Origin of the sequence: Variovorax sp. SRS16 (assembly GCF_901827165.1) — a bacterium.
Taxonomy (GTDB): Bacteria; Pseudomonadota; Gammaproteobacteria; order Burkholderiales; family Burkholderiaceae_C; genus Variovorax.
This window is the reverse complement of record NZ_LR594666.1, coordinates 3,049,847-3,073,266: the sequence shown is the minus strand read 5'-3', so window position 1 is coordinate 3,073,266 and position 23,420 is coordinate 3,049,847. Positions and strand designations below refer to the sequence as shown.

At 68.0% G+C, this 23,420-nt stretch carries 20 protein-coding genes and 2 tRNA genes; 14 read left to right on the top strand and 8 right to left on the bottom strand.

Features of this window, described 5'->3' with window-relative positions; all coding sequences use genetic code 11:
- Positions 1–15: 15 nt before the first annotated feature.
- On the top strand, positions 16–420 hold the full coding sequence (locus E5P2_RS14885; protein ID WP_232077072.1) for a hypothetical protein: 405 nt from the start codon (positions 16–18) through the stop codon (positions 418–420).
- Here the strand turns inward: E5P2_RS14885 and E5P2_RS14880 are convergent.
- Positions 417–908 carry an Lrp/AsnC family transcriptional regulator gene (locus tag E5P2_RS14880; RefSeq protein WP_162567907.1) on the bottom strand — a complete coding sequence of 164 codons (492 nt, stop codon included), beginning with the start codon at positions 906–908 and terminating at the stop codon, positions 417–419. The genes E5P2_RS14885 and E5P2_RS14880 overlap by 4 nt on opposite strands.
- A 92-nt stretch (positions 909–1,000) precedes the next feature.
- Between E5P2_RS14880 and E5P2_RS14875 the strand changes: the two genes are divergently transcribed.
- Together E5P2_RS14875 and E5P2_RS14870 are read left to right on the top strand one after the other, a co-directional pair.
- Positions 1,001–4,606, top strand: coding sequence for an indolepyruvate ferredoxin oxidoreductase family protein (locus E5P2_RS14875; protein WP_162567906.1), 3,606 nt, complete (start codon positions 1,001–1,003; stop codon positions 4,604–4,606).
- Entirely contained in the window at positions 4,606–5,052 is a 447-nt protein-coding gene (locus E5P2_RS14870; RefSeq protein ID WP_162567905.1) for a DUF302 domain-containing protein, read from the top strand. Before E5P2_RS14875 ends, E5P2_RS14870 begins: the two co-directional genes overlap by 1 nt.
- A 6-nt stretch (positions 5,053–5,058) precedes the next feature.
- Here the strand turns inward: E5P2_RS14870 and E5P2_RS14865 are convergent.
- Positions 5,059–5,135: transfer RNA gene (locus E5P2_RS14865), tRNA-Arg, on the bottom strand.
- A gap of 123 nt (positions 5,136–5,258) precedes the next feature.
- Between E5P2_RS14865 and E5P2_RS14860 the strand changes: the two genes are divergently transcribed.
- On the top strand, positions 5,259–5,480 hold the full coding sequence (locus E5P2_RS14860) for a hypothetical protein (protein ID WP_162567904.1): 222 nt from the start codon (positions 5,259–5,261) through the stop codon (positions 5,478–5,480).
- 20 nt (positions 5,481–5,500) lie between these two features.
- Here E5P2_RS14860 and E5P2_RS14855 read toward each other — a convergent pair.
- From E5P2_RS14855 to E5P2_RS38150, 3 genes are all read right to left on the bottom strand, one after another.
- A tRNA-Pro gene (locus tag E5P2_RS14855) sits at positions 5,501–5,577 on the bottom strand.
- A gap of 50 nt (positions 5,578–5,627) precedes the next feature.
- Positions 5,628–6,332 carry a glutathione binding-like protein gene (locus tag E5P2_RS14850; RefSeq protein WP_162567903.1) on the bottom strand — a complete coding sequence of 235 codons (705 nt, stop codon included), beginning with the start codon at positions 6,330–6,332 and terminating at the stop codon, positions 5,628–5,630.
- A 73-nt stretch (positions 6,333–6,405) separates the two neighbouring features.
- Positions 6,406–8,088, bottom strand: a complete 1,683-nt coding sequence (locus tag E5P2_RS38150) for an FAD-dependent oxidoreductase (protein ID WP_162567902.1) — start codon at positions 8,086–8,088, stop codon at positions 6,406–6,408.
- A 141-nt stretch (positions 8,089–8,229) separates the two neighbouring features.
- On the opposite strand from E5P2_RS38150, the gene E5P2_RS14840 reads away from it, so the two are divergent.
- The 3 genes from E5P2_RS14840 (at position 8,230) to E5P2_RS14830 (ending at position 11,824) form a co-directional block, all read left to right on the top strand.
- On the top strand, positions 8,230–9,102 hold the full coding sequence (locus E5P2_RS14840; RefSeq protein ID WP_162567901.1) for a GNAT family N-acetyltransferase: 873 nt from the start codon (positions 8,230–8,232) through the stop codon (positions 9,100–9,102).
- A gap of 114 nt (positions 9,103–9,216) precedes the next feature.
- A complete protein-coding gene (gene ppk1, locus E5P2_RS14835) occupies positions 9,217–11,355 on the top strand; it encodes a polyphosphate kinase 1 (protein ID WP_232080707.1) in 2,139 nt (712 codons plus the stop codon).
- Between the two features lie 7 nt (positions 11,356–11,362).
- Positions 11,363–11,824: a SixA phosphatase family protein gene (locus E5P2_RS14830; RefSeq protein WP_162567899.1), complete on the top strand. Its 462-nt coding sequence runs from the start codon at positions 11,363–11,365 to the stop codon at positions 11,822–11,824.
- Positions 11,825–11,839: 15 nt separating this feature from the next.
- Here the strand turns inward: E5P2_RS14830 and E5P2_RS14825 are convergent, their stop codons facing one another.
- Positions 11,840–13,354: a Ppx/GppA phosphatase family protein gene (locus E5P2_RS14825; protein ID WP_162567898.1), complete on the bottom strand. Its 1,515-nt coding sequence runs from the start codon at positions 13,352–13,354 to the stop codon at positions 11,840–11,842.
- Positions 13,355–13,577: 223 nt separating this feature from the next.
- On the opposite strand from E5P2_RS14825, the gene pstS reads away from it, so the two are divergent.
- The 7 genes from pstS to phoR all read left to right on the top strand — a co-directional run bounded on the left by pstS (position 13,578) and on the right by phoR (position 20,309).
- Positions 13,578–14,618 (top strand): phosphate ABC transporter substrate-binding protein PstS, encoded by a 1,041-nt coding sequence (gene pstS, locus E5P2_RS14820; RefSeq protein WP_162567897.1) that lies wholly within the window; start codon positions 13,578–13,580, stop codon positions 14,616–14,618.
- A gap of 21 nt (positions 14,619–14,639) precedes the next feature.
- Entirely contained in the window at positions 14,640–15,704 is a 1,065-nt protein-coding gene (gene pstC, locus E5P2_RS14815) for a phosphate ABC transporter permease subunit PstC (RefSeq protein WP_443083554.1), read from the top strand.
- On the top strand, positions 15,701–16,585 hold the full coding sequence (gene pstA / locus E5P2_RS14810) for a phosphate ABC transporter permease PstA (protein ID WP_162567895.1): 885 nt from the start codon (positions 15,701–15,703) through the stop codon (positions 16,583–16,585). Before pstC ends, pstA begins: the two co-directional genes overlap by 4 nt.
- A gap of 6 nt (positions 16,586–16,591) precedes the next feature.
- Entirely contained in the window at positions 16,592–17,371 is a 780-nt protein-coding gene (gene pstB, locus E5P2_RS14805) for a phosphate ABC transporter ATP-binding protein PstB (RefSeq protein WP_162567894.1), read from the top strand.
- Between the two features lie 9 nt (positions 17,372–17,380).
- Entirely contained in the window at positions 17,381–18,082 is a 702-nt protein-coding gene (gene phoU, locus E5P2_RS14800; protein WP_162567893.1) for a phosphate signaling complex protein PhoU, read from the top strand.
- 133 nt (positions 18,083–18,215) lie between these two features.
- Positions 18,216–18,908 carry a phosphate regulon transcriptional regulator PhoB gene (gene phoB / locus E5P2_RS14795; protein WP_162567892.1) on the top strand — a complete coding sequence of 231 codons (693 nt, stop codon included), beginning with the start codon at positions 18,216–18,218 and terminating at the stop codon, positions 18,906–18,908.
- A gap of 60 nt (positions 18,909–18,968) precedes the next feature.
- Entirely contained in the window at positions 18,969–20,309 is a 1,341-nt protein-coding gene (gene phoR / locus E5P2_RS14790) for a phosphate regulon sensor histidine kinase PhoR (RefSeq protein ID WP_162567891.1), read from the top strand.
- Here the strand turns inward: phoR and E5P2_RS14785 are convergent.
- Both E5P2_RS14785 and E5P2_RS14780 read right to left on the bottom strand, forming a co-directional pair.
- Complete coding sequence (locus E5P2_RS14785; protein WP_443083553.1) at positions 20,293–21,576, bottom strand: MATE family efflux transporter; 1,284 nt, start codon at positions 21,574–21,576, stop codon at positions 20,293–20,295. The two genes, phoR and E5P2_RS14785, sit on opposite strands and share 17 nt — an antisense overlap.
- 49 nt (positions 21,577–21,625) lie before the next feature.
- A complete protein-coding gene (locus E5P2_RS14780) occupies positions 21,626–23,353 on the bottom strand; it encodes a hypothetical protein (RefSeq protein ID WP_162567889.1) in 1,728 nt (575 codons plus the stop codon).
- Positions 23,354–23,420: the final 67 nt, after the last annotated feature.

Genomic DNA, 23,420 nt, shown 5'->3' with positions numbered 1-23,420 from the left:
CTCAAGGAGATCCTTATGCACACTTCACTCAAAGCCCTGGCCTTCGGCGGCTGTGTCGCCCTGGCCGCATTCGGCTCCATCACTGCCAGCGCGCAATCGTCGTCGTACAGCGACGAGGTCTACAAGGGTGCCGTCTCGGCCGCCCATCCGAGCGGCACCGAAGCGATCGGCCAGTCGACCGGCGCGCCGATGATGAATTCGACGATCTCGAGCGACGAGGTGAGCCAGGGCGCTGCCGCGGCTGCGCATCCGGCCGGCACCGAGGCCATCGGCCAATCGACCGCCGCGCCGATGGCGACCTCGATGGTGTCGAGGGCGGACGTCTACGCAGGCGCAGTGGCGGCTGCACATCCGGCCGGCACCGAGGCCATCGGCCAGTCGACCGGCATGGCCGGCATCACCGGCGGCACGCCGCACTAGGCCGCGGGCCCTCCGGGAATCGGCAGGCTCGCGCCTGCCTTCACCTCGCGCAGCACGATCGCCGAGCGCACGTGCGTGACACCCGACAGCTGGAACAGCGTCGTGTGCAGGAACTGCTCGTAGTGCTTGATGTCCGGCACCAGCACGGTGAGGATGTAGTCCGCCGGGCCGGTGGCCGAGACGCAGCGCACGATCTGCGGGCTGGCGGCCACCGCTTCCTCGAACGCGCGCACCTGCGTCTCGCCGTGCCGGTCGATGTTGACCTCGGTCACGGCCGACAGGTTGAGCCCGACCTTCTCCGGATCGATCACCACCGTGTAGCCGCGGATCACGCCCGCGGCCTCCATGTCCTTGATGCGGCGCCAGCACGGCGTCGCCGACAGCCCGACCGCCTCCGAGATCTGCTGCACCGTCTGGCGGGCGTCGCGCTGCAATTCGAAAAGAATCTTCAGCGAGTACGAGTCGAGAAGGATGGATTCGTCTTTCATCGTGCGATCGGAGAATTTGATTCTCGAAGAAGGGGTTGTTGCCAGTGTATTGAAGAAGCTTTTACTCAGGGTGCGGGCCAAGAATCCTGCGTATGAACTCCCTCGCCGAGGCGCCCGCGCGCCCGAACGAATTGCATCGTTCCGACTACCAGCTCTCCGACAACCTCTGGGCCTCTTCGGGCGCCATCTTCCTCACCGGCACGCAGGCGCTGGTACGGCTGATGCTGATGCAGCGCCAGCATGACGCAGCCCTCGGCCTGAAGACGCAGGGCTTCGTGAGCGGCTACCGCGGCTCGCCGCTCGGCATGGTCGACCAGGCGATCTGGAAGGCGGGCCCGCGCTTCGGCGAGGCCGGTATCCGCTTCGTGCCGGCGATCAACGAGGAGCTTGCGGCGACGCAGGTGCTGGGCACGCAGCGCGTCGAATCGGACCCGGAGCGCACCGTCGATGGCGTGTTCGCGATGTGGTACGGCAAGGGGCCCGGCGTCGATCGCGCCGGCGATGCGCTCAAGCACGGCAACGCCTATGGATCGTCGCCGCATGGCGGCGTGCTGGTGGTGGCCGGCGACGACCATGGCTGCGTCTCCTCGTCGATGCCGCACCAGAGCGACCAGGCGCTGGCCGCATGGAGCATGCCGGTGCTGCAGCCGGCATGCGTCGCCGAGTACCTGGAGTTCGGGCTGTACGGCTATGCGCTGTCGCGCTATGCGGGCGCCTGGGTCGGCATGGCCGCGTTGTCGGAGGTGGTGGAGAGCGCGAGCACGGTCGACCTCGACCTCGTGCTCGCACGCGTCGCCGCATGGGCCGATGCCGACGCGGTGCGCGCCGCGACCGGCCACCGAGAACCCGTCGACGGCCTGCATTACCGCTGGCCGGACCTGCCTTCGCTGCGCATCGAATCGCGCCTGGCCGACAAGCTCGACGCGGTGGCCGCCTTCGCGCGCGTCAACAGCATCGACCGCCACGTGATCGAGAGCCCGGATGCGAAGGTCGGCATCGTCACCTGCGGCAAGGCCCACTACGACCTGATGGAAGTGCTGCGGCGCCTGGAGATCACGCCCGAGGCACTGGCGCGCGTCGGCGTGCGGCTCTACAAGGTGGGCCTGAGTTTTCCGATCGAGCAGAGCCGCATCAAGGCCTTCGCGGCCGGACTCGACGAGATCCTGATCGTCGAAGAGAAGGGCGCCGTCGTCGAGACGCAGATGCGCGAACTGTTCTACAACCTGCCGGCCGATGCGCGGCCCGTGCTGGTCGGCAAGCGCGACCGCGAGGGACGGCCGCTGGTCTCGGCGCTCGGCGAGCTGCGGCCTTCGCGGCTGATCGAGCTGGTCGCGCACTGGCTGTCGGCGCATTTTCCGGCCAACCAGGACCTCGGCGACCACCTGCAGCACGTGCGCGACTTCACGCCGCCCGAATTGCTCGCCAACCCGAGCGACAGCGTCAAGCGCCTGCCTTACTTCTGCGCCGGCTGTCCGCACAACACCAGCACGAAGGTGCCCGAAGGCTCGACCGCGCGTGCCGGCATCGGCTGCCACTTCATGGCCAACTGGATGGACCGCAGCACGGCCGGGCTGATCCAGATGGGCGGCGAGGGTGTCGACTGGGTCTCGCATTCGCTCTTCACGCGCACGCCGCACGTGTTCCAGAACCTGGGCGACGGCACCTACTACCACTCGGGCTACCTCGCGATCCGGCAGGCAGTCGCGGCCAATGCCACGATCACCTACAAGATCCTGTTCAACGACGCGGTCGCGATGACCGGCGGCCAGCCGGTCGACGGCGTGATCAGCGTCGATGCGATCGCGCGCCAGGTCGAGTCCGAAGGCGTGAAGCAGGTCGTGGTCGTCAGCGACAACATCTGCAAGTACGACGCCATCCAATCACGCTTCCCGGCCGGCACCGAGTTCCACGACCGTGCCGAGCTGGACGCAGTGCAGCGCCGCCTGCGCGAGATCGCCGGCGTCACCGTGCTGATCTACGAGCAGACCTGCGCGGCCGAGAAGCGGCGCCGCCGGAAGAAGGGTGAGCTGCTCGATCCTCCGAAACGCCTCTTCATCAACGAGGCCGTCTGCGAAGGCTGCGGCGACTGCGGCGTGCAGAGCAATTGCGTCGCGGTGCTGCCGAGCGAGACGCCACTCGGGCGCAAGCGCAAGATCGACCAGACCAGCTGCAACAAGGACTACTCGTGCGCCAAGGGCTTCTGCCCGAGCTTTGTCGGCGTGACGGGCGGCGCGCTGCGCAAGAAGAGCGGCGCGTTGGCGCGCGATCTCGATGCCTTCTTCCGCCAGGCCGCGGCCTTGACTACACCCGCTGCGCACACCTGGACGGCGCCTTACGACCTGCTGGTCACGGGTGTCGGCGGCACCGGCGTGGTCACGGTCGGCAGCGTGATCGCGATGGCCGCGCACCTCGAAGGCAAGTCGGCCAGCGTGCTCGACTTCATGGGCTTCGCGCAGAAGGGCGGCGCGGTGCTGAGCTTCGTGCGCCTGGCCGACGTGCCCGAGCGCCTCAACCAGGTCCGCATCGACACCCAGCAGGCCGATGCGATCCTGGCCTGCGATATCGTGGTCGGTGCATCGCCCGATGCGCTGCAGACGGTGCGCCATGGCCGCACGCGCATCCTCGCGAACACGCACGAGATCCCGGTGGCCGAGTCGCTGCGCAATCCGGATGCCGAACTGCATGTCGACCTGCTGCTCGACAAGCTGCGCTTCGCGGCCGGCGACGAGCGGGTCGAGACCTTCGATGCACAAGGCCTGGCGGAAGAATTCCTCGGCGGCACGCTGGCCGCCAACATCCTCGCGATGGGCTATGCGTGGCAGCGCGGCCTGCTGCCGCTCGGTCTCGCGGCGCTGACGCGCGCGATCGAACTCAATGGCGTCGCCGTGCCGGAGAACCTGCTCGCGTTCGCGCTCGGCCGCGTCGCTGCGGCGGACGCGGATGCGCTGGAGCGCCTGCGCGCGACACCGGCCACTGCTGCGCAGGACGATTCGATCGATGCGCTGATTGCACGCGGCGTGGCCCATCTGACGGGCTACCAGAACGCGGCCTGGGCACGCCGCTTCGAAGCCCATGTCCGCGCGCTGCGCGAGCGCGAGGCCGCGCTGCCGGGCGGCGACCCCACGCTGCCCGTGACGCGCAATGCGGCGCGCAGCCTGCAGAAGCTGATGAGCTACAAGGACGAGTACGAAGTCGCGCGCCTCTACACGAACGGCGAGTTCCGCCGCAAGCTGGCCGAGCAGTTCGAGGGCGACGTCCGGCTCGAATTCCACATGGCCCCGCCCTTCATCGCGCGCCCGAAGAATGGCCAGCCACCCGTCAAGATCCGCCTCGGCGGCTGGATGCTGCCGGCGATGGGATGGCTGGCACGCGGCAAAGTCCTGCGCGGCACGGTGTTCGATGTGTTCGGACACACGCAGGAGCGCCGGCTGGAACGCGCGCTGATCACGCAGTTCGAGCAACGCCTGGAGGCGCTGATGGCCGGCCTCAGCGCGAGTGGTCAGGCGCGAGCGGCGCAGATCGCGGCACTGCCGCTCGACATCCGCGGCTATGGCCACGTCAAGCTCGCGAACCTCGCGCTGACGCGGGCGCGCGAGGCGGAGCTGCTGCATCGGCTGGACCCGGAGCGCTATCCCAAGCCGGTGGCCGGCACACCGGCCGCCGGCCAGTTCCGCGGCATCGCGGTGGTGGCTGAATAATGCGGTCTGCACCGGAGACATCCGCCGGCGCGCAGGAGCACATCATCACGAATCCATCGAACGAAGCCGGACTGGTCGAGCAAATCGGCGCCTCGGACTTCGCATCCACGCTCGAACGGCTGACCGCGGCCATCGAAGGCGCCGGGCTGCAGATCTTCGCGCGCATCGACCACGCGGCAGGCGCGCGCGCGATCGGCATGGACATGCTGCCGGCCGTGGTGCTGGTCTATGGCCACGCGCGTGGCGGCACGCCGATCATGCAGGCCTGTCCGCAGGCGGCGCTGGACCTGCCGCTGCGCGTGCTGGTGCGGCAGGACGAAGAGGGGCGCACGCGGGTTGCGTTCCGTCCGGTCGGGGCGATGCTTCGGCAGTTCGGCGTCAGCGAAGAGCTGGCGGCGCGGCTCGAACCGGCGCAGCGGCTGCTGCTCGGTGCGCTGGGTTCGTGATTGAGATGGCCTGCCCGGAGGGGATCGAACCCCCGACAACCTGCTTAGAAGGCAGGTGCTCTATCCAACTGAGCTACGGGCAGTGCAGGGAGGCGCGATTTTACGTTGAGCCGCTGGCGCGTCGGTCCCGGCTGACAAAGGGTGGTGGCTTTGCCCGGATGTGGCGTTGCATGCCTCGGCGCATGTTGGTTGCCAAGGAGCTCGACATGACAGACCAGACCCCCGCCGCATCGCCGCCAAAGCACAGCACGAACGAGGAGCCCGAGATCGGATTCGAGGAATCGATTCCCTCCGACGGCAAGGATCCCGTGGGTGAGGCCATGATCGACAGCCTCGGCAAGGACAAGCCGGAGAACAGCGACAAAGCGGAGAAGGTTCCGCCGAGCCCGCCGGCCGAACCGCTGCCGGAGCAGTTGCCTGTGAGCTGAAGAGAAGAAGCAAGAATTGATGGTCGGGGCGAAAGGATTCGAACCTTCGACCCTCTGGTCCCAAACCAGATGCGCTACCAGGCTGCGCTACGCCCCGACGAGCCTTCGATTCTAGCCTGAGCGCGGGGGATCTCCCGCCCCATTCGTTCAGCGGCGTTGGTATTGCGTCTTGCCGAACAGGATCTCGCGCTCCTTTTCGTCGCGAATGGGCTTGCGGTGCTCGGCCAGCACCTGCACGCCGCGCTGCACGGCCGGGCGGGCGGCGATGCCGTCGAACCATTCCTTCAGGTGCGGGTAGTCGGTCAGCACGATGCCCTGGTTCTCCCAGCTGCGCAGCCACGGGAAGATCGCGATGTCGGCGATCGAATAGGTCCTGCCGGCGATGAACTTGTTGCGCGAGAGCTGCTTGTCGATCACGCCGTAGAGGCGCTTGGCCTCGTTGCTGTAGCGGTCGATCGCATAGGCGAGCTTCTCCGGCGCGTAGATGCGAAAGTGATGGGCCTGGCCGAGCATGGGGCCGACGCTGCCCATCTGGAACATGAGCCACTGCAGCACCTCGTAGCGCGCCCGATCGCCCTCGGGCAGGAACTTGCCGGTCTTGCCCGCGAGGTAGACCAGGATCGCGCCGGACTCGAAGAGCGAAATCGGCTTGCCGTCCGGTCCTTGCGGATCGGTGATCGCGGGGATCTTGTTGTTGGGGCTGATGGCGAGGAAGCCGGGCTCGAACTGATCGCCCTTGCCGATGTTGACCGGGTGCGCGCGGTAGGGCAGGCCGCACTCCTCGAGCATGATGTGGACCTTGTGACCATTGGGCGTGGGCCAGGAATAGGCGTCGATGGGTGCTTGCGGCATGTGGCTGGATTCCATGGGTGATGAAAGGGGCCGGCCAGCATAGCGGCGGCCGGCTTTTCCTGCAGGCTGCGGCTCAGGCGGCCGCGGCGGCCGTCGGCGCGAGATGCCGGTGGATCAGCGCGACCACCGCCGCCCCTTCGCCGATCGCGCCGCCGACGCGCTTGACCGAGCCCGAGCGCACGTCGCCGACCGCGAACACGCCGGCGACGCTGGTCTCCAGCGCAGCGGCCGGCCGGGCCGGGAATCCGCCGCGCGCGGCCTCGCCGGTCAGCACGAAGCCGTGCTTGTCGACCGCGACACCGCAGCCCTCGAGCCAGGCCGTCTCGGGCACGGCGCCGATGAACAGGAAGATGTTGCGCGCCGGGCAATCCTCCAGCGTGCCGTTCAGGCGGTTGCGCCAGGTCGCGCCGTTCAGCCCGGTCGCGGGCTCGCCGTTCAGGTGCACGAGTTCGGTGTGCGGATGCAGCGCGATGTTGGACGTGGCCTCGATGCGGTCGATCAGGTAGCGTGACATGGTGGCGGCCAGCGAAGGGCCGCGCACCAGCACGTTGACCTTGGCCGCCTGCTGCGACAGGAACACCGCGGCCTGACCGGCCGAGTTGCCGCCGCCGACCAGCGCGACTTCCTGTTGTGCGCACAGCTTGGCCTCGATCGCCGAGGCCCAGTACCAGATGCCGCGGCCTTCGAATTCCGCGAGACGCGGCACCTCGGGCCGGCGGTAGTGCGCGCCGCTCGCGATCACCACCGTGCGCGAGCGCAGGCGCCGGCCATCGGTCAACCGGACCGCGAGCTCGCCGCCGTGATCGGCGGCGCTGCAGTCCAGCGAGGCGACCTCGGCGGGAATCAGCATCTCGACGCCGAACTTCTGCGCCTGCACATAGGCACGCCCGGCCAGTGCGCCGCCCGAGATGCCGGTCGGAAAGCCGAGGTAGTTCTCGATGCGCGCACTGGCGCCGGCCTGGCCGCCGAAGGAGCGGCAGTCGAGCACGATCACGCGCAGCCCTTCGGATGCGGCATACACCGCGGTCGCGAGCCCGGCCGGGCCGGCGCCGACCACCAGCACGTCGAACAGGTCGGCATGCTCGAGGGTGTCGACCATGCCGAGGCAGCGCGCGAGCGCGTTGTCGGTCGGGTTCGCCATCACGGAGCCATCGGGGCAGACCACCAGCAGTTCAGCCTCGCCGTACTGTTCGAGCAGCGCGGCCGCGTCGCTGTCCTGCGTGGCATCGACCACGTGATGGGGATGGCCGTTGCGGCGCAGGAAGTTCTGCAGCCGCATCACGGCGGCCGATTGCGGCGGGCCGATCAGCACCGGGCCGCTCGCGCCCGATTCGATCAGGGCCACGCGGCGCAGGATCATCGCGCGCACCAGCCGCTCGCCGAGATCGGCTTCGGCAATGATCAGCGCGCGCAGCCGTTCGGGCGGCACCAGCAGGGTCTGGACGTCTTCCTCGGCATGGCCGTCGACCAGGGCAGGGCGGCCCGAGAGCTGCGCGACCTCGGCCAGGAACTGCCCGGGCCCCTGGCGTTCGATGGGCACCACATGGCCGAGCCCGTCGCGCTGGCTGATCGCCACCACGCCCTCGAGCACGACGAACATGCCGGGGCCGGGTTCGCCGGCGCGGAACAGGCAGTCGCCGCGCGCATAGCGGCGAAGCTCGCCGAATCGGCGGATGCGCGCGATGTCGGCGGCGCTCAGCACGGGAAACATCTGGTGGCGACGGGTCTCGACTTGGATCGGTGTATCGGCGGCCATGAACAGGACTCCAGGGACGAATATGAGGCGTTTGACGACGACGCAGGATCGCACGGGTCATGCGCGTCATGCAATTGCCATGGCGCTGACATGCTTGTTTCACTGCGGATGCCCAGACTCCAGCGGCAGAAAGGGTCTCGCATGAAAGAACTGCCCACTCCGACGTTTCCGTTCTCGCAACTGGGACTGCGCGCGGCGCTCTGGCCCGCGCCAAGCCCCGCGACCCGCACTGCCGTGTCTGTCCCGGCGCCGCTGCCGCGTGCGGACCCGGTACCCGCCGAGCCGGCGTCGGGCATCAGCGTCACCTGGGCGCGCCACCAGGACGACGTGCGCGCGGCGCAGCGGCTGCGCTACCAGGTCTTCGCGGGCGAGATGGGCGCCCGCCTCACGACGCCGCTGGACGGCCACGACATCGACATCTTCGACGATTTCTGTGAACACCTGCTGGTGCGGGATGTCGCGACGCAACAGGTGATCGGCACCTACCGCGTGCTGACGCCGGCCCAGGCACGCCGCGTCGGCAGCACCTACAGCGACACGGAATTCGATCTGACCCGGCTGCGCGACCTGCGCGAACGCATGGTCGAGCTCGGCCGCAGCTGCGTGCATGCCGACCATCGCCAGGGCGGCGTGATCCTGGCGCTCTGGAGCGCACTGGCCGGCTTCATGAACCGGAACCGGCTCGACACGATGATCGGCTGCGCCAGCATTCCGATGTGGCACAACGGCGTCACCAGCGGCGATGCGGCGGCCAGCATCTGGCGCCAGCTCTCGGCCACGCACATGGCGCCGATCCAGTACCAGGTCCAGCCGCGCCTGCCGCTGCCGGTGCACCGGCTCGACGACGCGCTGGAGGTCGAGGCGCCGGCGCTGATCCGCGGCTATCTGCGCCTGGGCGCCAAGGTGCTGGGGCCGCCGGCCTGGGATCCGGACTTCAATACCGCCGACCTGCCGATGCTGATGCGCATCGACGACCTGCCGTCGCGCTACCGGAAGCACTTCCTGGGCCATTGAGCCGATTCGGGGATGGCGTCACATGCTTGTCATGGAACTGTCACGACGGCTGTCGACACTGTCATGTTTACGCCTACGAGCATTTCCGTGCCGCTTGTCCCAGAATCAGTGTCCATGTCGCCCGCCAAAGCAGACGCCGCGGCCGCTCCCGTCCAGCCCGCCCTGGTGCTGCTCGATCGCGACCACAGCATCCTCGCCTTCAATGAGCGGGTGCTCGATTGGGCGCGACGTCCCGAGGTGCCGCTGATCGAGCGGCTGCGCTATCTCTGCATCGTGTCGTCCAATCTCGACGAGTTCTTCGAGGTCCGCGCGGCGCCGCACCTGGGCGCCGGCGTGGCCGGGGACCACAAGGGCACGTACACCGTGGAATCCTTCGAGCGGCTGGCCGAGGCGGCGCACGCGCTGGTCGCAGGTCAGTACGCGCTCTACAACGACGAGCTGATTCCTACCTTCGCGGCCCAGGGGATCCAGATCATCTCCCACGGCGAGCGCAATCCGGTGCAGCGCAAATGGGTGCATGACTATTACGAGCGCGAGGTCCGACCGCTGCTGATCCCGGTCGGGCTGGATCCGGCCCATCCGTTTCCGCAGGTGGCCAACAAGTCGCTCAACTTCATCGTGCGGCTGAGTGGCAAGGATGCCTTCGGCCGCGAGAACCCGATCGCCATCGTCAAGGTGCCGCGCGTGCTGCCGCGGCTGATCCGCATGCCGTCCAAGGTGTCGGGCGGCAAGACGCTGTTCATCGCGCTGTCGAGCATCGTGCGCGCCCACCTGTCGAGCATGTTTCCGGGGCGCGAGGTGGGCGAGTTCTCGCAGTTCCGGGTGACGCGCCATTCCGACCTCGCGGTCGACGAGGAAGACGTCAAGAACCTGCGCACCGCGCTGCGCCAGGGCCTGCAGCATCGGCACTACGGACAGGCCGTGCGGCTCGAGGTGTCGGCCAGCTGCGCCGAATCGCTGGCGAGCTTTCTGCTTGCGCAGTTCAATCTGCCCGCGCAGGCGCTCTACCGTGTGCATGGGCCGGTCAATCTGGCGCGCCTGACGCAGCTGATCGACCTGCTCGAGGAACCGCAGCTGCGCTTTCCGCCCTACCAGGCGTCCTACCCGATCACGCTGTCGCCCGGCCAGTCCTTCTTCGACCGGCTGCAGCGCGGCGATGCGCTGATCCACCAGCCTTTCGAAAGCTTCGAGGGCGTGCTCGCATTCCTGCGCGAGGCGGTGAAAGATCCGCAGGTGCTCGCCATCAAGCAGACCATCTACCGCACCGGCACCGACTCCGAGTTGATGGACCTGCTGCGCGAGGCCGTCCGCAACGGCAAGGAAGTGACGGTGGTGGTGGAGCTCAAGGCACGCTTCGACGAGGAAGCCAACATCAACTGGGCCGAGATGCTCGAATCGATCGGCGCGCAGGTGGTGTATGGCGTGGTCGGCCTGAAGACCCACGCCAAGATGCTGCTGGTGACTCGCCGCGAGGGCAAGCAGATGCGGCGCTACGGTCATCTGTCGACCGGCAACTACAACCCGCGCACGGCGGCGCTCTACACCGACATCAGCCATCTGACCGCCGACCCGCTGCTGACCGCCGACATGGAAGCGGTGTTCGTGCACCTGGCCAGCCAGAGCCGGCTGCCGAAGCTCAACCGCATGTGGCTCGCGCCTTTCGACCTCCACCGCAACCTGCTCGCGCGCATCGACGCGCTCGGTGTTGCCGCGGCACTGGGCGAGCCGACACGCATCGTCGCCAAGATGAACGCGCTGACCGACGAGGACCTGATCGCCGCGCTGGTCAAGGCCGGGCAGAAGGGCGTGAAGATCGACCTGATCGTGCGCGGCGCCTGCACGCTGCCGGCGCAGGCGCCGGGCCTGACCGACAACATCCGCGTGCGCTCGGTGATCGGGCGCTTTCTCGAACATTCGCGCGTCTTCTATTTCCGCCAGCGCGACGACGAGGCGCTCTACCTGTCCAGCGCCGACTGGATGAATCGCAACATGCTGCGGCGCATCGAGCTGGCCTGGCCGGTGACCGATCCGGTGCTGCGCCAGCGGCTCATCGACGAATGCCTGGTCGCCTACCTGCACGACGGCCGCGACGCCTGGGACCTCGGCGCCGACGGCGCCTACCACCACGTGCATCGCGACACGCACGTGGGCGAGGGCGGTGCCTCGCGCGCGGTCGAGGCCCACGGCGCGCAGAAGGCCCTGATGGACCGCTACGCATCGCGCGGCCTCAGCCGCGCCGCTTCAAGGGATTGACAACACCATGGACCTTATTTTCTGGCGCCATGCCGAGGCCGAGGACTGGACCGAGGGCTGCGACGACCTGCAGCGCTCGCTCACGCCGCGCGGCGAGAAGCAGGCCAAGCGCATGGGCGCCTGGCTCGACCGCCAGCTGCCGGAAGGCACGCGCGTCGTCTGCAGTCCGGCGCGGCGCTGCGAGCAGACGGCGCTGGCGCTCGGGCGCAAATACAAGCTGCGCGCCGAACTCGCGCCCGACACCACGCCCGATGCGCTGCTGGGCGCGGCCGGCTGGCCCAACGGCAAGTCGGTGGTGCTGCTGATCGGGCATCAGCCTTCGCTCGGCCAGTCGATCTCGCTGCTGCTCGGGCTGCAGCAGGACAGCTGCCCGGTGCGCAAGGGCGCGGCCTGGTGGATCCGCTCGCGCGAGCGCGACCACGACGTGCAGACGATCGTGGTTGCGGTGCAGTCGCCCGAACTGCTGTAGTAGCGCCAGGCGCCTTCAGCCGGCGAGCTCGACGCGCCAGCTGGTCTTCTGCCAGGCCAGCACCTCTTCGCGCAGCAGATGCGCCGACTGCGGATAGGCTTCCGCCCAGCCGCTGCGGCATGCGACCGAGAACACCCGTCCGCCCGCGTGAGTGAAGCGCAGCCCCTGCAGATCGGGATCGCGCCGTGCATGGCAGAGGATCACCGCCAGCCGCAAGGACAGCAGTTGCGCGGCGAAGCCTTCGTCCTCCAGCACCGGTTCGAGCTTGCGCAGCTTGCCGCGGTGGCCGAGCACCAGCTGGCCGAGCCAGTGCATCTCGTTCACCGCGAAGCCTGGTGCGTCCGCGTTGTCGAGGATGTAGGCACCGTGCTTGTGGTACTCGCTGTGGGAGATCTGCACGCCGATCTCGTGCAGCTGCGCCGCCCAGCCGAGCTTGCGCAGCGCGCGGCCGGCGCGGCTCGTGGTGCTGGCGCCGCGCGCGGCCGGATCGATCTGCAGGAACAGCGCCGCGGCGGTCTCGCCGACGCGCCGGGCCTGCATCGCATCGACGGCGAAGCGGCCGGCGAGCCGGGCCACCGTGGAAGCGCGCAGGTCGGCGACGCTGTCGTCGCGCTCCAGCAATTCATAGAGCACGCCATGGCGCAGCGCGCCCTGGGCGACCCGCATCTCCTCGATCTCGAGCAGGTCGAACACGGCGCGCAGCACGCTCACGCCGCCGCCGATCACGGCCTTGCGGTCCTCGCGCATGCCTTCGATGCGCAGCCGGTCGGCGCTGCCGGCCTTGAGCAGCCGGTCGAGCAGCCAGTCGAGTCCCTCGCGCGTGATCAGGCCCGGCTCGCCGCCGGCAGCCGCCAGCACGTCGCCGACCGCTCCGATCGTGCCCGAGGCACCGTAGGCAACGTCCCAGCGGTCGGGCACGTAGCTGCCGAGCGCGTCGTCGAGCACCGCCTTGGCCGCGATCTCGGCCGCCCGGAAGGCCGCGGCCGTGAACTGGCCCTCGGCGAAATGCTTCATCGACCAGGCGACGCTGCCGACACGGTAGGACTCCATCACCTCGGCTTCGAGCGCCCGGCCGATGATCATCTCGGTGGAGCGTCCGCCGATGTCCACCACCAGCCGGCGTTCGCGGTCGCTGGCATCGGTATGGGGCAGCGCGTGGGCGACGCCCTGGTAGATCAGACGCGCTTCCTCGCGGCCGGTGATGACGTCGATGCCGAAGCCGAGCACGGTGCGCGCGCGCAGCAGGAATTCGTCGCGGTTGCGGGCTTCGCGCAGCGTCTGCGTGGCGACCGCACGCACCTGCGAGCGCTTGAAGCCCGCCAATCGTTCGCCGAAGCGCGCGAGCGTGTCCCATCCGCGCTGCATGGCCTCGGGCGTGAGGTTGCGCGCGCTGTCCAGGCCGTTGCCCTGGCGTACGGTCTCTTTCAGGTATTCGGTGCGATGGATCTGGCCATGGTCGACCTGACCGATTTCGAGGCGAAAGCTGTTGGAGCCGAGATCGACCGCAGCGAGGCGGGTTCCGTTTTGCATATTGAAGTGGAGAGGCCGGGGCCTGATCGTAGCGCCGACGAGCACGCAGGCGAGCGCAAGGCTAGATCGGCCGTATGACGGTTGCATGACACCGTCATGTGGGCCGGATCGCCGAAAGGGTCGTTTTCCCTCTGTGGAGGGGTGTCACACCGATGTCACATGAGCTCCCTAGAGTCCGTTCCAAGCCCCTTGCGGGGTCCTTCACTTCAAAGGAAGTTCCAATATGAAAACGACGTTCAAATTCGCTGCCGCCGGCCTCGTCGCCGCGGCCTTCGCCCAAGTTCCCGCCTTCGCACAGGAAGCCACCGGCGCCGGCGCGAGCTTCCCGGCGCCGCTTTATTCCAAGTGGGCCTCCGACTACAACAAGGCCACCGGCGTCAAGATCAACTACCAGTCGGTCGGTTCCGGCGCCGGCATCAAGCAGATCGATGCCAAGACGGTGGACTTCGGCGCGTCCGACATGCCGCTGGCCGACGAAGAGCTCAAGGCCAAGGGCCTGATGCAATTCCCCACCGTGATCGGCGGCGTGATCCCCGTGGTCAATATCCAGGGCATCAAGCCCGGTGCGCTCAAGCTCAGCGGCCAGGTGCTCGGCGACATCTATCTCGGCAAGATCACCAAGTGGAACGATCCGGCGATCAAGGCGCTCAACGCTTCGGTCGCGCTGCCCGATGCGGCCATCGCACCCGTGCGCCGCGCCGACGGTTCGGGCACGACCTTCCTGTTCACGAACTACCTGAGCAAGGTCAACGCCGACTGGAAGAGCAAGGTCGGCGACGGCACGGCCGTCAACTGGCCCACCGGCGCGGGCGGCAAGGGCAACGAGGGTGTCGCGGCCTTCGTGAACAAGCTGCCCAATTCGATCGGCTACGTCGAATACGCTTACGTCAAGCAGAACAAGATGACGTACACGCAGATGGAGAATTCGACCGGTGCCTTCGTCTCGCCCGACGACACCGCGTTCAAGGCCGCGGCCGCCGGCGCCGACTGGTCCAAGACTTTCTATCAGGTGCTGACCAACCAGCCGGGCAAGGACGCATGGCCGATCACCGGCGCGACCTTCATCCTGATGCACAAGGCGCAGGACAAGCCGGCGCAGGCGGCGACCACGCTCAAGTTCTTCGACTGGGCCTACAAGAACGGCGACAAGACCGCTGCCGATCTCGACTACGTGCCGATGCCCGACAAGGTCAAGGGTGCCATCGCGTCCGCCTGGGGTGAGATCAAGGACGCGTCGGGCAAGACCATCACCGTCCAGCAATAAGAAACGACGGCGCGCATGAGCATGGAGCTCGATCGCGCGCCGCTTTCGGAGCGACCTGTGTCATCCACCTTTCCCGCAAACGCCCGCGCGCTCGACCTCGCCACCGAGGACGCGCGTGCCGCGACCAGCCCGCCGCCGGCCAAGCGGCCGCGCACGGGGCCGCTCACCGATCGTCTGTTCGGCTGGGCCGCCATGGGGGCCGCGCTGCTGACGCTCGCGATGCTGATCGGCATCCTGCTGTCGCTTCTGGTCGGCGCCTGGCCGGCGATCGCCAAGTTCGGCTTCGGCTTCTTCACCAGCAGCGTGTGGGATCCGGTCAAGGACGAATACGGCGGTCTCGTGATGATCTACGGCACGCTCGCCACCTCGCTGATCGCGCTGCTGATCGCGGTGCCGGTGAGTTTCGGCATCGCGCTGTTCCTCACCGAGATGTCGCCCTCGTGGCTCAAGCGCCCGCTGGGCACGGCCATCGAGCTGCTTGCTGCGGTGCCTTCGATCGTCTACGGCATGTGGGGCCTGCTGGTGTTCGGGCCGATCCTGGCGACCTATGTGCAGCAGCCGCTGCAGAAGCTTTTCGCCGGGGTGCCTTACCTCGGCGCGCTGGTGACCGGGCCGCCCGTGGGCATCGGCATCCTGTCGGCCGGCATCATCCTCGCGATCATGATCATTCCGTTCATCGCCTCGGTGATGCGCGATGTGTTCGAGGTGACGCCGCCGCTGCTCAAGGAATCGGCCTACGGCCTGGGTTCGACCACCTGGGAGGTCGTCTCCAAGGTCGTGCTGCCGTACACCAAGGCCGGCGTCGTCGGCGGCATCATGCTCGGCCTGGGCCGCGCGCTCGGCGAGACGATGGCCGTCACCTTCGTGATCGGCAATACCAACCAGCTCAGTTCGCTGTCTGTGTTCGAGGCGGCCAACAGCATCACCTCGGTGCTGGCCAACGAATTCGCCGAAGCCGGCGAAGGCCTGCACCAGGCCTCGCTGATGTACCTCGGGCTGGTGCTGTTCTTCATCACCTTCGTGGTGCTGTCGCTGTCCAAGCTGCTGTTGCAGCGGATGAAGAAGAGCGAAGGGACGCGAGCATGACCACCGCAGAACGTCTGCTGACCGCCAAGGCGCTCGAGGAAACACGCGCTGCGCGCTTTGCCAGCCGCAAGCGCGTCAACATCATCGCGCTGAGCCTGTCGCTCGCCGCGATGGCTTTCGGCGTTTTCTGGCTGGTCTGGATCCTGTGGGAAACGCTGCGCCTCGGCGTGGGCGGCCTCGCACTGGCCACCTTCACCGAGATGACGCCGCCGCCGAACGAGGCGGGCGGCATCGCCAACGCGATCTACGGCTCCTTCATGATGGTGGCGATGGCCACCTTCATCGGAACGCCGATCGGCATCATGGCCGGCATCTATCTGGCCGAGTACAACCCGAAGAGCTGGTTGTCGAACGTGATCCGCTTCGTCAACGACATCCTGCTGTCGGCGCCGTCGATCGTGATCGGCCTGTTCGTCTACGCGGTGGTGGTGGCCTATTTCAAGACCTTCTCGGGCCTGGCCGGTGCGCTGTCGCTGGCGCTGATCGTGATCCCGGTCGTGATCCGCACGACCGAGAACATGCTCCAGCTGGTGCCGCCCGGCTTGCGCGAAGCGGCCTATGCGCTGGGCACGCCGAAGTGGAAGGTGATCCTGAGCATCACGCTGCGCGCCGCGCGCGCGGGCGTCGTCACCGGCGTGCTGCTGGCCGTGGCGCGCATCGCCGGCGAGACCGCGCCGCTGCTCTTCACCGCGCTCAGCAACCAGTTCTGGACCTCCGACCTGCGCCAGCCGATGGCCAGCCTGCCGGTGACCATCTTCAAGTTCGCGATGAGCCCGTATGAGAACTGGCAACACCTGGCATGGGCCGGCGTGTTCCTGATCACCGTCGCGGTGCTGGGCCTCAATATCCTCGCGCGGGTCCTGACCCGCACCAAACTCTGACCCCCAATGCCAACCACACTCGCACAGCCCTCGCGCTCGAAGATCTCGGTCAAGGACCTGAACTTCTACTACGGCAAGTTCCACGCGCTCAAGGGCATCAACCTCGAGATCCCCGAGAACAAGGTGACGGCCTTCATCGGCCCGTCGGGTTGCGGCAAGTCGACGCTGCTGCGCACCTTCAACCGGATGTTCGAGCTCTATCCCGAGCAGCGCGCCGAGGGCACCATCGCGCTGGACGGCGAGAACCTGCTGACCTCCAAGCAGGATGTCGCACTGATCCGCGCCAAGGTCGGCATGGTGTTCCAGAAGCCGACGCCGTTCCCGATGTCGATCTACGACAACATCGCTTTCGGCGTGAAGCTGTTCGAGAGCCTGAGCGCCGCCGAGATGGACGATCGCGTCGAATGGGCGCTCAAGAAGGCCGCGCTCTGGACCGAGGTGCGCGACAAGCTGCAGCAGAGCGGCTCCGGCCTGTCGGGCGGGCAGCAGCAGCGGCTGTGCATCGCGCGCGGCATCGCGATCAAGCCCGAGGTCCTGCTGCTCGACGAGCCGTGCTCGGCGCTGGACCCGATCTCGACGGCGAAGATCGAGGAGTTGATCGCCGAGCTCAAGAGCGAGTACACCGTCGTCATCGTGACCCACAACATGCAGCAGGCCGCGCGCTGCAGCGATTACACCGCCTACATGTACCTCGGCGACCTGATCGAATTCGGTGCCACGGAAGAGCTGTTCTTCAAGCCGAAGCGCAAGGAGACCGAGGACTACATCACAGGCCGTTTCGGCTAAGGAGACCGCATGACCGAGAAACACCTCTCCAGCCAGTTCGACAGCGAACTCAACACCGTCTCGTCCCGCGTGATGGAGCTCGGCGGCATGGTCGAGTCGCAGATCTACCAGGCGGTGTATGCGCTGTCCGAGTTCGATTCGGAAGCCGCGGACCGCGTGATGGAGACCGAGAATCGCGTCAACGCGATGGAGATCGAGATCGACCGCGAGCTGTCGTCGATCATCGCGCGGCGCCAGCCGACGGCGCGCGATCTGCGCCTCCTGATCGCGATCTCGAAGACCACCGCCAACCTCGAACGCGTCGGCGACGAGGCCAACAAGATCGCGCGCATGGTCAAGAAGATCATCGAGAGCGGGTCGGCGCGCGCGCTGCCCTCGATCGAGCTGCGTGTCGCCGCCGACCTGGCCTCGGGCCTGCTGCGCAAGGCGCTCGATGCCTTCGCGCGGCTGGACACCGCCGCCGCGCTCTCGATCCTGAAAGACGACGACCTGATCGACAAGGAATTCGACGGCTTCGTGCGCAAGCTGGTGACTTACATGATGGAAGATCCCCGCACCATCTCGGCCAGCCTCGATCTGCTGTTCCTGGCCAAGGCCATCGAGCGCATCGGCGACCATGCGAAGAACATCGCCGAGTTCATCATCTACATCGTCAAGGGCGCCGATGTGCGGCACACTTCGATGAATGAGATTGAAGCTGCGCTTCAATGACTCGCCCCCAGGCTGCGCGCACTTCGTGTCGCTTCGCCAACCCCCTGCCGGGGGCAACACCGGCGGACCGGCAAAGCCGGATCCGCGGTGTTTCCCGCGCTGAGTTGCTGGCACACTTGGACTTCTGTTGTCTATGAAGAAACCACGCATCCTGATCGTCGAAGACGAGTCCTCGATCGCCGAGCTGATCGCCGTCAACCTGCGCCACAACGGCTTCGAGCCGATCTGGGCCGAGGACGGCGATGCGGCGCAGCGCGAGATCGATGCCTTCCTGCCCGACCTGGTGCTGCTCGACTGGATGCTGCCGGGCCAGAGCGGCCTGCAACTCGCGCGCCACTGGCGCAAGGACTCGCGCACCAAGGCGATTCCGATCCTCATGCTCACTGCGCGCGGCGACGAGCCCGACAAGGTGGCCGGGCTCGATGCCGGCGCCGACGACTACATCACCAAGCCGTTCTCGACGCAGGAGATGCTGGCCCGCATCCGGGCCGTGCTGCGCCGCCGGGCGCCCGAGGTCGTGACCGAGCGCGTCGAGATCGGCGAGCTCGCGCTCGACACCGCGACGCACCGCGTGACCTGGCAGGGCGCGCCGCTCAAGGTAGGGCCGACCGAGTTCAAGCTGCTGGGCTATCTCATGCAGCATGCCGAGCGCGTGCACAGCCGTGCCCAGCTGCTGGACAAGGTGTGGGGCGACCACGTCTACATCGAGGAGCGCACGGTCGACGTGCACGTCAAGCGCCTGCGCGAATCGCTCGGCGCGGCCGCGCCGATGGTCGAGACCGTGCGCGGCGCGGGTTACCGGCTCACGGCGCAGGCCACCGTCTGATGCCGACGCCGGGCCGCCGCGCGGCGGTGCACGGCCCACGGGCGGGATAATCGTTTCGGCATGCCCTTCCGTATCGCAACTTTCCTGATCGCTTCGCTCGCGGGCGCCGCCTGTGCGGCAGCCCTCATCGGCTGGCGTTTCGCGGGGGCCGGCGCCTGGCTGGGCGCGCTACTCTGGCTGGCGCTCGATGCATGGCGTGCGCAGCGCCTGCTGAAGGTCTTGCGCAACGATGCCTCGGGCCTGCCTTTGCGCGGTCCCGGCGTGTGGGGCGAACTGTCCGAACGCATTCGCAAGCTGCTGCGCGTGCGCGAACAGCAGACCCGTCAGGCCGAGGATCGGCTGCAGGAATTCCTCGCTGCCATCCAGGCTTCGCCCAATGGCGTGGTGCTGCTCGACGAGCAGGGGCGCATCGAATGGTGCAACCAGACGGCGGCCTCGCAGTTCGGCATCGATGCCGAGCGCGACCTGCTGCAGCACCTCGCGAACCTGGTGCGCGATCCGGCCTTCGTGGCCTACCTCGCATCGTGGAACTACAGCCGCGACGTGGTGATCGACGCGTCCTCGCAGGTGCATGCGCACCGTGGTCAGCCGATGCGGCTGTCGGTACAGGTCCATCCCTACGCGGGCAATCGCCGCATGCTGCTCACGCGCGACATCACCGCGGTCGAACAGGCCGAAGCGATGCGGCGCGATTTCGTCGCCAACGTTTCGCACGAGATCCGCACGCCGCTGACGGTGCTCGCAGGCTTCGTCGAGACGCTGCAGAACCTGCCGCTCGATGCCGAGGAGCGCGCGCGCTACCTCGCACTCATGGGGCAGCAGTCGCATCGCATGGAAACGCTGGTCAACGACCTGCTGACGCTGTCGCGGCTCGAGGGCAGTGCGGCACCGCCGGCCAATCGCTGGACCCGCGTGCGGGCGCTGCTGGCGCAATGCGAAGACGAGGGGCGCGGCTTGTCGAGCCGGCTGGCGTCGCAGGGTCATCGGCTCTCGTTCGACATGGAGGCCGACACCGAGCTGGCCGGCGCGCCGACCGAACTGCAGAGCGCCATGTCGAACCTGCTGAGCAACGCCATCCGATACACGCCGGGCGGCGGCCAGGTGGCGGTGAGCTGGCGCCTCCTGCCCGACGGTCGCGGCGAGTATGCGGTGCGCGATAGCGGACCCGGCATCGCGGCCGAGCATATTCCGCGGCTGACCGAGCGCTTCTATCGCATCGATCGCAGCCGCTCGCGCGAGACCGGCGGCACCGGGCTCGGACTGGCGATCGTGAAGCACGTCGCGCAACGCCATGGCGCCGAGCTGCGCATCGAAAGCACGGTCGGCAAGGGCTCGCGTTTCGCGCTGCTGTTCCCGGTCACGCGGCTGCGGCCGGCTGCGCCGGTCAGCGTCGCTGCCTGACGGTCACCAGCAGCAGGGCGAGGAAGAGCGTTGCGGTGAGCGCGAGCGCCAGCGCGCCCATGATCCAGAACGCCAGCGGCGACTCCATCGCCGGCCACGGACCGACGCCGCGGTAGGCCAGCAGGTAGCTGCCGCCGAGGCCCACGCCCCAGAGCAGCGTGCAATAGAGGATCAGCGGCATCACGGTGACCCGATAGCAGCGCAGCACGAACACGCACAAGGTCTGCACGGCGTCCGCGAGGTGGTAGATGCAGGTCGCCAGCAGCAGTGTCGCGCCGAGTGCCACGACCTCGGGATTGGCGGAATAGATGCGCGGCAGCTGCCATCGGAACAGCAGCATCGATCCCGCGATCAGCAGGGCGAAGAACAGCGCCAGCTCGAAGCCTTTGCGGCAGGCGCGGCGCGCCAGGGCCGCCTCGCCCGCGCCGAGCCAGAAGCTCACGCGCGCGCTGGTCGCGATGGCCAGCGACAGCGGCATCATGTAGGCGACCGCGGTGAGGTTCGACGCGATCTGATGGGCTGCCGAAGCGGCGGTGCCCAGGCGCGCGATGAAAAGCGCCATCAGCGTGAACGAGGTCACCTCCACCAGCACCGAGAGCCCGGCCGGCACGCCCAACCGCGCGAACTGGCCGAGCTGCGCCCAGTCGGGTTTCTCGATACGCTGCCAGAAGCGGTACTCGCGGTAGAAGGCCTGCCTGCGCAGCAACAGCACGGCGAGCACCAACATGGTCCAGTTCACGATCAGCGTCGCGACGCCGCAGCCCACCAAGCCCATCGCGGGCAGGCCCGCACCGCCGAAGGTGAGCCAGATGGACAGGGGCAGCTTCATGGCGAGCGAAGCCAGCTGCAGCCAGGTCACCAGCTGCGGCTTGCCCAGGCTCTGGTTCAGGGTGCTGAAAAGCCGGAACAGCAGGGCCGGCGCGAGCGCGAAGGCGAGCACCTGCAGATAGGCCTCGACGTCCGCGCGCATGGCCCGCGGCACTTCGGTCCAGCGCAGCATCGGGGCCGGGAACAGCAGCACGCTCATCCCGAGCACGATCGCGATGCCGCACAGATAGAGCGACTGCCGCACCGACGCGCCGACTTCCCCGGTGCGCCGCGCGCCGTGCAGTTCGGCCCACACCGGCAGCAACGCCTGCAGGCCGCCCATCAACGAGACGTAGACGCTGACGAAGATGGCCGAGCCGACCGACAGTGCGGCCAGGGCGCCCTCGGCATAGCGGCCGGCCACGATCGTGTCGGTCACGCCGAAGGCCATCACTGCCATCTGTCCGGCCAGCACCGTCGCGGCGTGGCGCACGATCACGCGCCGTTCGCTAGTCACCGGCCGGGGTGATCCGTTGGTAGAGCAGCAGATCGTCGCCCGCGCTGGTCGGACGGCGCAGCGTGCCGGTGAAGCGCCAACCATCGAGGTTCACGATTTCGTGCAGCCGCACGATCGCTTCCGGCGCCACCAGCAGCCAGGGGCAGTTCTGCGCAGTGGTCAGCGGTTGCAGCTTCAGCTGGCCATGAAAGCGCAACGCTGCGATATGCGGGCGGTCGAGCGAGAGTTCGGAAATGCATGCAGGCTGGCCCACGCGTTCGGAGACCGCCCGCACCTGCGGGATGTAGCTGCGCGCGTAGTCGAGCAGCGGCAGCCACAGCGTCATCAGCAGCATCCAGCACAGCGCCGCGCCGCCGGCCGGCAGCACCAGGGTCTTCCAGAGCGCCGCGCGGTGGCGGCCGGTGCGCCATCGCACGAGCCAGGCCCAGGCGAGCGTTGCCGCCAGTGCGAAGGCGAAGGCGACGCCCGAGAAGTGCGGAACGAAGCCGGGTGCCAGTCTCGCGACATTGGCGGCCGGCTTGGCCGGCACGCCGGTCTGCATCGCGATCCAGATGACCCAGATGATGATCGCCGAACCGCTGAAGAAGAGCAGCGTGAACCAATCGATCAACGCCGACACGCTGCGCCGGAAGGTCGGCAGGGCGAAGGCCGCCAGCGTCGCGAAGGCAGGCAGGGCGAGCAGCAGCGAGCGTTCGGAATAGTTGGTGGTCCAGGTCGCGGCCAGGGGCACCAGTGCGAACCACAGCGGCAACGCGACGTGGCGGGCCATGAGCTGGCGGCGCCAGCGCCACAGGGTCCACACGGCAAGCGGCCACGCGGGCCAGGTGAACCACAGCAGCAGCTTGGCCTGATTCCTGACATCGACGGCGATGCTCGCCGCACGGCTGCCGGGAAGCTCGATCTTCCAGTCGAAAAGGCCGAGCGAAGCGGCCAGCACGCCTGCCAGCACCGTGGCACCCAGCACCGCGATGACCGCGCCGGTGGAGTAGCTGGGTTCCTCGGTGGTATCGACGCCGCGGCGGCGTTCGGCGATCAGCACCAGCACGCAGCCGATGCCCAATGCCAGCCCGACGGTCGGGCCGCCGCTCAGCGTCATGCCGACGGCCCCGATCGCCAGGGCAATGAAAGCCCCGACACGCCGGTACGGCAGTGCAGCGACGCCATAGAACAGGTGGGAGGCAAAGAAAAGCTGCGCCAGCGCGGGGGTGGTTTCGTGTCCCAGCTGCGCGAGCCCGAGGCACGCGATCATCGCCAGCAGTGCGCCGTCCGCCATCGCGCGCGCATAGTCGGTCGGCCGGGCCTCGCCGCCGAAGGCGAACGCCACCGGTTGCGCGCGGGGCGTGCGGGCGAGGTAGTACACCGCGTACCAGGTGGCCGTGAAGGCGCCCCACAGCAGCAGGGCGAAGACGATGCGAACCGCCAGGTCGGGGTTGAGCCACGCGGGCGCTGCCTTGATTGCCCAGGCACCGATCCAGTAGGGGAGCAGGGCGGGGCTTTCGGGCCGCATGCCGAGCAGCATCGGGTCGAACCAGCGCGCGAGGCCTTCGGTGGTGTGCGCGAGTTCGGACATGTAGCCGAAGGCGACGATATCGGCGCTCTTCCACGGTCCGCGCCCCAGCAGGCCCGGCATCAGGTAGGCGGCGCACAGCAACAGCAGCGCGATGCGCGGCAGGCGGCGCACGGCGCTTTGGGCAACGATCGCTGGCGTCGGCTGATTCAACGGTGGAGGCTGGGTGAAACGCGGGTAAAGAAAAAGGGCAGCGCGGTAAACCGGGCTGCCCTCGACG